Raw genomic sequence first — 8,007 nt, 5'->3', positions numbered from 1 at the left:
CATAAATTTTTTCTAAACATCTACAAAAAATGCGTGTTTTACAAAGAAAAAGCAGTAATTTTGGTTTCTAAAAGAAAAATTTTTCAGAAAAAATAAAAAACTTAGCTTTTAGTTGGTATAATATAGACTAACTTTTTAAAGTAAAAAATCCACTCTATAATAAATTTATTGCAAGGAATGTTATGTCAAAATCTGTAGTTGTATATGGAATCAAAACCTGTACTACGGTTAGATTACGTATTAAGCTTCTCAAAGAAGATGGCTATGATGTAACTTTTTATGACTACTTAGCTCAAGGAGTTGACAAGGCTAAATTTACCCAAGCAGTTCAAGAACTAGGCTGGGATCAAGTAGTTAATCTGCGAGCAAGAAACTTTGCTACCTTAGAGCCAGAAGCAAAAGAGTATTTCAAAAATTTAGCAAAAACGCAGAATCATAGTTTTGATGAGCATGGATTTGCTTTAGTATCTGAGCAACCACGCATTATCAAACGTCCTCTATTTGAAATGGATGGACATTTTCATTTGAATATTGTTTAATCACAGCAAAAAATCTCTGATAATTTTCAGAGATTTTTCTTGTAGAGGCAAAGAAGATTTTTTCTTTATTTATGCCCTGCTTGTGTTATAATTAAAAAAGACTAATAACCCTTTAAGGGGGTTATTTTTTTTACTAAAAATTACAGATTTTTATCTTTGAGGCTATTTAAATTAAGTTTTAAATAGGTAACTATTAACACATTTAAGATTATTCTTTTATGGAAACAATTCCTATTACTCCACGTGGAGAAAGACTTCTAAGACAAGAGTTAGATCAGCTTGTTAGAGAACGCCGTCCAGCAATTACTAAAGCTATTGCTGAAGCACGTGAGCACGGTGACTTAAAAGAGAATTCTGAGTATCATGCTGCTCGTGAAGAGCAGTCTTTAATTGAAGCTCGTATCTCTTATATCGAAGGTCTACTAAGCAATGGTCAAGTAATTGACGTTTCTAAACTAGACGTTGAAACTGTAGTATTTGGTTGTAAAGTAAAACTTTACAATATAGATACAGATGAAGAACTTACTTACCGTATTGTAGGTGAAGATGAAGCTGATGTTAAATCAGGTCGTATCTCTTTTAAAACGCCAATTGCTCGTGGCTTAATTGGTAAAGAAGAAGGTGATGAAGTAGCTATTACTACTCCTAGTGGTGTTCTTCACTTTGAAATTTTAGAAATCGATTATAGCAACGAAGACGCTGACGCTTAATAAAAAAGCACAAGTATTTTGAACTTGTGCTTTTTTTGCTAAAAAGAAAACCTTCCAAAAAATTTGGAAGGTTGAATTACTTAACGCGCACGAAATAATTTTAATTTTTCTTCTACTTTTTTGGCCTTTGAAGGCTTGTAGAATACGGCAATATTACCCACAATACGAATTAAAGTAACGCCTTGGGTTTGACGTACAATTTCATCACAAATAGCTTGACGAATTTGTTTGCGTTCTTCAGGAGTATCTCCTTCAAAAGACATTTTCACTTTAATTAATTCGTGGTGATCAATTGAGTTGTTAAATTCTTTGATTACTGCATCAGTTAATAAGTTTTGCCCTATCATAACTACTGGCTTTAAGTCATGAGATAGGCCAAATAATTCTTTTTTAACCGCAGTTGTTAATTTTAAAGCCATGTTAACCTCATATTTACTAAAAATATACGGACACAGTATTATAACACAAAAGCAAATAATTTTTTGCAAAAGTTTTAATATTTAGTTATTTTTTCTCAAGAATTTAAAATTTAGGGTATAATATGGGGTGCGACTAAAAAATTTTATCCTCGCAAATGATTATTTCTAACATTTAACTTTGTGTGATTTTATGTAGTCTTAGTTATGTCGAGAAAGTTCTTTGCTTTAATAAACTTTCTCGACCTAATTAATTTATGCAGAACAATTTTCTCCATATTTGTGACTATGTAATGGCGTTGCCACAAAGGAGGTAACGTACATGCAAATAAATAACATAAGGAGTCAATTTTGGAAAAAACGTTTAATATAGTTGGTTGGATTGCAACTTGTACCTCTATGTTAATGTACATAGCTTATATCCCACAAATCTATAATAGTTTACATGGAATTAAAGGTGACTTTGTTCAACCTTTAGCAGCAGGTATTAACTGTACTCTGTGGGTAATTTATGGTTTATTTAAACCAGACAGAGATTTACCTCTGGCAGTAGCAAATATTCCTGGGGTGTTCTTTGGTTATGCAGCTGCAATCTTAGCTTTAATCTAAATTAAACTATTGACTTAACATATGGCAAAAAAGAATATTTCTGTAAGTTCACGTCGTTGGTTGAACGAACACTTTAAAGATCAATATGTACAAAAAGCTCATGCAAATAAATTAAGATCAAGAGCTTATTTTAAACTGGAAGAAATTCAAAAAGTAGATCGCATTTTTCGTAAGGATATGATCGTGGTTGACCTAGGAGCTGCTCCAGGGGGTTGGTCACAATATGCCTCTACAGTAATTGGGGAAAAAGGTAAGGTTATCGCATGTGATATTTTACCTATGGATCCTTTATTTAATGTAGATTTTCTTCAGGGTGACTTTAGAGAAGCTTCGGTATTAGAAGAACTCATGCAAATGATTGATAATCGCCCTGTAAATGTAATTCTTTCAGATATGGCGCCTAACTTTTCGGGTAACCCGAATGTAGATATTCCGCGAGCTATGTACCTTTGTGAGCTGGCTTTAGAAATGGTAAAAGACTGCTTGGCTAAAGGTGGAAGCTTTGTGATAAAAATCTTCCATGGTGAAGGCTTTGAAGAATATCTCAAAGAAGTGCGTCGCCTCTTTAAAACTGTACGTATTCGTAAACCAGATGCTTCCCGTGACCGTTCGCGTGAAGTATATATAGTTGCTTTAGATTACAAAGGCAATTAAAAAAATACCGTAGGATTTCCTGCGGTATTTTTTTTGTTTCTATTTATCCGAATCTTAGGTACTTGAGCTTGCGTTAATAAGTAAAGATTTATATATGGTAAAAGGAAGACATTGCCTTTTATTTAAGTTATAATAAAAGAATCCGTATTTGCTTTGGTAATTTTTAATTTAGGAGAATAAAGCAGTGTCTGAGACTAATGCTCCTTCGCTTACCCCTTTGTCACATATTGCTGTTGAAGGACAGCAGCAAACGTTACGTGAGGTAAGTAATATTCAATACTGGGGAATGGGTTATTACAACGTAGACGAAAACGGTGAAGTTTTTGTTTGTCCTAATCCAGAAAAACCTCAGAATCGTATTTCTTTAAATAAACTAGCTCAACGTCTGGAAGAATTCCACGGAGCTCGTTTACCTGCATTATTTTGCTTTCCGCAAATTATTAAACACCGTTTACGCTCCATTAATAAAGCTTTTAACACGGTAATTGCGGATTATGAATATAAGGGAGAGTATACTTTAGTTTATCCAATTAAAGTAAATCAACATAGTCGTGTGGTGCAAGCTTTAAAACATTCAGGGCAAAAATATGGTCTTGAAGCTGGTTCTAAAGCTGAGCTTATGGCAGTTATTGCCCATGCGGGGTTAAAAAAACATACTATTGTTTGTAACGGCTATAAAGACCTTGAGTATGTGCGTTATGCCTTAATGGCAGAAAAACTAGGACACAAGGTTTATCTCGTTATTGAAAAATTATCGGAAATTTATTTAGTTCTTGAAGAATCAGAGCGCCTAGGCGTACGCCCTCGTCTTGGGGTACGTGCTCGTTTAGCATCTCAAGGTGCTGGTAAATGGCAATCTTCAGGTGGGGAAAAATCTAAGTTTGGTCTTTCTTCGACGCAAGTATTAAGCTTAGTTGAAACTCTACGCCAAGAAAACAAACTCGATTGTTTACAACTTCTTCACTTCCACTTAGGTTCGCAACTAGGTAGCATTCGTGATATAGCTACAGGGGTGCGTGAGTCAGCACGTTTTTACGTAGAGTTAGCTAAACTAGGCGTAAACATTAAATGCTTTGACGTAGGTGGTGGTCTAGGTGTGGACTATGACGGAAGTCGCTTTGGTTCAGATCGTTCGGTAGACTATGGTTTACGTGAATATGCTGAAACTATTATTTGGGGTATTGGTCAAATTTGTGATGACAATAATTTACCGCACCCAAATATTTTCACCGAATCAGGTCGTGCAACTACTGCCCACCATGCTTTATTAATCTCGAATGTAATCGGGGTTGAACGTTACCATGCCCAAGAGTTAGCTCCACCAAAAGATCAAGATCCAACAGTGTTACACAGTCTGTGGGAAACTTGGGAAAATATTCACAATAACCGTGATAAACGTTCTTTAAGAACGTGGATTCACGAAGGGCAATTTGATCTCGAAGATGTACACCAACAATATAATGTAGGTACTATTTCTTTAGAGCAAAGAGCTTATGGGGAACAACTATACCTCAATATTTGTTCGGAAGTAGCTAAACTCTTTACAAGCCAAAACCGCTCGCACCGTCAAGTAATTGATGAATTACAAGAACGCTTTGCAGATAAAATCTGGGTGAACTTTAGTTTATTCCAATCTTTACCTGATGCTTGGGGGATTGACCAACAGTTTCCAGTAATTCCAATTAGTCAATTAAATGACCAAATTGAGCGTCGTGCGATTTTACTAGATATTACTTGTGACTCAGACGGCTTAGTGGAAAGTTATATTGACGGTGACGGTATAGCAACTACTTTACCTATGCCAGATTTTGAAGTGGACAATCCACCATTAATGGGCTTTTTCATGTTAGGGGCTTACCAAGAAACTCTGGGCAATATGCACAATCTGTTTGGTGATACCACAACCGTAGACATTCGCATTACAGGTCCAGATGAGTATGAGATTATAGATCTCTATCATGGTAATACTGTTTCTGACATGTTAGAGTATGTGTATATAGATCCGAAAAAGATTCTGGAAAGATATCGCGAGCAAATTTACGCTTCTAACTTAAATCAAGCTGACAAAATCAAATTCTTAAAAGAATTAGAAGCAGGTATGTCAGGTTATACTTATCTTGAAGAAGATACTGAGATTGATTACTAACTATGAAAACAAATACTAATACCCTAAATCATCGTGAAGATATTTCTTTAGTTTCTAACAACTTTGGTTTTTTACGTTTACCAATTAATTTTGAACCGCAAGATTCAAATGCCGATTGGGTAATTACGGGAGTTCCTTTTGATAGTGCCGTGTCAGGTCGTTCAGGCACACGTTTTGGTGCCGAAGCTATACGTCGTGCTTCAGTAAACCTAGCATGGGAACACTGTCGCTTCCCATGGAACTTTGATGTACGTGAACGCCTCAATATAGTTGACTGTGGTGATTTAGTATATGCTATGGGTGATAATGCTGACTTTACCGCTCGTTTAGAACAGCACGCAACTAATATGTTAAAAGCAGGTAAACGTTGTTTAACCCTTGGTGGTGACCACTTTATTACTTTACCTTTATTACGTGCTCACGCTAAACACTTTGGTAAATTAGCTTTATTACACTTTGATGCCCATACAGATACCTATGACAATGGTTCTGACTATGATCATGGGACTATGTTCTATCATGCCCCTAAAGAAGGGTTAATTGATCCAAAACACTCTATTCAAGTAGGTATACGTACTGAGTATGATCGTAATCTTGACTATACAGTTTTAGATGCTCCTACCGCTAACGATTTAACTGCCGAGCAAATTGTGGCTCGCATTAAAGAAGTAGTAGGTGACTTACCTGTATATTTAACTTTTGATATTGACTGTTTAGATCCAGCTTATGCTCCTGGGACAGGAACACCTGTAATTGGTGGTCTAACTCCAGATAAAATCCTTAAAGTAATTCGTCAATTAAGTGATTTAAATATTGTGGGCATGGATTTAGTAGAAGTATCTCCAGCTTTTGATCAATCAGATATTACTGCCTTAGCAGGAGCAACTCTAGCTTTAGAAATGCTTTATATGCAAGGTGCTAAAGTAAATTAATAAACAAAAAAAGCCTTTTTACCTAAGTAAAAGGGCTTTTTTTTGCTTTTTCTTGCTATTTACCTGCATTTGGTGGTACACTGAATAAGTAAAAGTATAACTTTTTTCTCAGAAAAATGGCTTTTTAGCTTAAATTAGCCATCTTGATTAGGCGTGTTTATTCATTAGAACTTCTAATGAATAAAATCTTGTCTAAATTACAACATAGGAAAAAGGCTATGTAAATTAAGTAAAATCTTTACAATAAAGAACTTTTATTAAGCTTTTACTTTAGGCAATATTTATCTTTTGCCCTCTAGAGGGCAAATAGTTATATAATATAGCTGAGAACAAGATAAATTATATTTATAAATTTTAAGAATATTCTTTTCCCTACAAAATAGTAGGGTATGTGAACTCTTTACAGACCGAATTTTATATGGAAACCACTTACATTCTAGTAATAGTGTTCTTGCTGTGTGTAGTGATTATTGGGGTACTTGCTTTTCGTTTTTACAAACGCAAACCACACCAAGATGCAATTCGCACTGATGTGCAAAAAAAGGGAACTCTTAAAGTAGGAATTCCCGTTAATCCTATGGTAAGTCAAGACTTACGTACGATGAATATTGCGCAAACTCTACAAAGCAATTTAGCTGCCGTATATGCTAAAGAAACGCCAACGCAAGTAAAAACTACGCCTCAGGTAAAAACAGAAGTTCCTGAGCAAAAAAGTATTAAACAACCTCCTGTTACGGGCACTGCCAATGTAACTGGGAGTAGTGTCAAGGATGTGTCTGCCGAAAACTATTTTGGCAAGTCTTTCTCGGTAGAAGGTAAGGCCAAAGAAAGTACAATTGAGCGGACAAATAAAACTCTTGCCGAAAAAGATTTAAACGTAATTAAAGAAAAAACCTTTACTTCAGATAACATTAATGAAGTACATAAAAAACAAGAGCAAAAGCGTCTAGAAGCAGAACAAAATCCAGAACGCGAATTAACTCTTGCCGAAGAAAGAAGCATCCAAGTAAGCGCACCTGAGGAAAAAGCTAAGGTGCAGGCTAAGCCTCAACCTAAACCTCAGCCTAAGACTCAGCCACAGCCTAAGCCACAAGCTAAGCCAAGCAAGGGTGGTGATGACTTAGTAAGCAAAATTTTACAACTGGCAAAAACTAATCCAGCCTATCGTCAACTCATTATGCAAGAGTTGGCTGCTAATAATGAGAATAAAAAAGCTGTAACTACGGCAGGTGCTCCAGTTGAAAGTGCCGAGCAAGTAGCACAAGCGGTAACAGGTTACCAAAAACAAGACCTAGCTAAACTAGCTCGCGAACGTAATCAACTTAACAATAGCACTCAACCTGAAATAGTTAAAGCACAACCTTATGTTGAGCGCGATCCTACAATTATCAAGCTTAATTCTCTGTTTGAAAATCCAGAGCAATATGTGGTTTTTCGTTTAAAAAACCAACGTGGAGCAGATATTTCTTTACAACGCATTAATAATATTGTTCGTAATATCGACAATGATTATCAAGAAAATAGCATTAGCTATACTACTTTTGTTCCTGATAATAATCGTCTCAGTTATAACAATATTTGGCGTCCAGCCTCTTCGTCTCACAAAGAAGTAGTAATCTATTACCTCTTTAACGAATTTGGGCAATGGGTAAATGAAAACATGCGTTCTGAGTATAAGTACTTATACTTATATGTTTCACGTCGCGTAATTAATCACGATGAAGCCTTATCGATTCTTATTACCCAATTAACTCGAATTTGTAATAAGCTCTCTGCAAACTTAGATTTACGTGGCACTATTTTTAGCACTAGAGACCTATGTGCTTATCCAGTCTCAATTCGTAAACAAATTTACGCAGTTTTACAGCAGGGAGAAACGGTACGTCATAGTTCACGTTTTTCTTGATTTTTCGAGTTTTATTGCTATAACTTTATAAGACCAGCCCTGGGGCTGGTCTTTATATTATTTTTCTCGCTTATTTTGTTATAATATGAGTTTGA

At 35.5% G+C, this 8,007-nt stretch carries 8 protein-coding genes; 7 read left to right on the top strand and 1 reads right to left on the bottom strand.

The annotated features are described in order from the left end of the window. The first annotated feature begins 182 nt into the window (after positions 1 to 182). Positions 183 to 539: a thioredoxin domain-containing protein gene (locus CJP74_RS03855; RefSeq protein WP_119496946.1), complete on the top strand. Its 357-nt coding sequence runs from the start codon at positions 183 to 185 to the stop codon at positions 537 to 539. A gap of 218 nt (positions 540 to 757) precedes the next feature. Next, positions 758 to 1,249: a transcription elongation factor GreA gene (gene greA / locus CJP74_RS03850; RefSeq protein ID WP_119496945.1), complete on the top strand. Its 492-nt coding sequence runs from the start codon at positions 758 to 760 to the stop codon at positions 1,247 to 1,249. Positions 1,250 to 1,329: 80 nt separating this feature from the next. On the opposite strand, the gene CJP74_RS03845 is transcribed toward greA, so the two are convergent. After that, positions 1,330 to 1,668: a YhbY family RNA-binding protein gene (locus CJP74_RS03845; RefSeq protein ID WP_119496944.1), complete on the bottom strand. Its 339-nt coding sequence runs from the start codon at positions 1,666 to 1,668 to the stop codon at positions 1,330 to 1,332. Positions 1,669 to 2,016: 348 nt separating this feature from the next. On the opposite strand from CJP74_RS03845, the gene CJP74_RS03840 reads away from it, so the two are divergent. From CJP74_RS03840 to CJP74_RS03820, 5 genes are all read left to right on the top strand, one after another. Further along, complete coding sequence (locus CJP74_RS03840; RefSeq protein ID WP_245958038.1) at positions 2,017 to 2,274, top strand: SemiSWEET family transporter; 258 nt, start codon at positions 2,017 to 2,019, stop codon at positions 2,272 to 2,274. 21 nt (positions 2,275 to 2,295) lie between these two features. Next, a complete protein-coding gene (gene rlmE, locus CJP74_RS03835; RefSeq protein ID WP_119496942.1) occupies positions 2,296 to 2,928 on the top strand; it encodes a 23S rRNA (uridine(2552)-2'-O)-methyltransferase RlmE in 633 nt (210 codons plus the stop codon). A gap of 184 nt (positions 2,929 to 3,112) precedes the next feature. After that, entirely contained in the window at positions 3,113 to 5,074 is a 1,962-nt protein-coding gene (gene speA, locus CJP74_RS03830; RefSeq protein ID WP_245958037.1) for a biosynthetic arginine decarboxylase, read from the top strand. A gap of 2 nt (positions 5,075 to 5,076) precedes the next feature. Then, positions 5,077 to 6,006 carry an agmatinase gene (gene speB, locus CJP74_RS03825; protein ID WP_119496941.1) on the top strand — a complete coding sequence of 310 codons (930 nt, stop codon included), beginning with the start codon at positions 5,077 to 5,079 and terminating at the stop codon, positions 6,004 to 6,006. 418 nt (positions 6,007 to 6,424) lie between these two features. After that, on the top strand, positions 6,425 to 7,912 hold the full coding sequence (locus tag CJP74_RS03820) for a hypothetical protein (RefSeq protein WP_119496940.1): 1,488 nt from the start codon (positions 6,425 to 6,427) through the stop codon (positions 7,910 to 7,912). Positions 7,913 to 8,007: the final 95 nt, after the last annotated feature.

This window comes from Psittacicella melopsittaci (assembly GCF_003585925.1).
Classification (GTDB): Bacteria; Pseudomonadota; Gammaproteobacteria; order Enterobacterales; family Psittacicellaceae; genus Psittacicella; species Psittacicella melopsittaci.
This window is presented reverse-complemented; position numbering and strand designations above follow the sequence as displayed.